This is a genomic window from Streptomyces hazeniae, from assembly GCF_031845485.1.
GTDB lineage: Bacteria > Actinomycetota > Actinomycetes > Streptomycetales > Streptomycetaceae > Streptomyces > Streptomyces hazeniae.
The window spans coordinates 1-430 of the sequence record NZ_JAVREQ010000211.1; the positions used below are offsets into that span (position 1 = coordinate 1).

Consider the following 430-nt stretch of genomic DNA (forward strand, 5'->3'; position numbering starts at 1 on the left):
CGGCGACACCCGCAAACGCGGTATGGCCCTGCTGCGGTTCAAGCACGCCTACCGCCAGGCGGGCCTGGAGGTAGGCGACCTGGAGAATTCAGAGCTGCCCGACTACCTGCCCATGGCGCTGGAGTTCGCCGCGACGGTCGATCATGCCCAGGGTGAGCGCCTGCTGGCCGAGCATGTCCCGGTGCTCGAACTGCTGCGGCTCTCCCTGCAGGACAACGATTCCTATTACGCCGGGCTGCTGGCCGCGGTCCTTTCGACACTGCCCCCGGTGAACAGCGCCGACCGCCGCCGTATCGCACAACTCGCCGCCGAGGGTCCGCCTGACGAGGATGTCGGCCTCGACCCGTTCGCGATGGACCCGGTAGGCCCGGGGACCCGCCGATGAGCGCTTGCGCGAAGAGAGAAAGACTGCAATGAGCAACGTGCTGTG

Annotated in this window: 1 protein-coding gene; it reads left to right on the forward strand. The window is 67.4% G+C overall.

The features are described from left to right. Window positions 1–385: nitrate reductase molybdenum cofactor assembly chaperone (gene narJ, locus RM572_RS29370; protein WP_311676384.1), on the forward strand; the 385-nt coding region annotated here is incomplete at its 5' end. Window positions 386–430 lie beyond the last annotated feature (45 nt).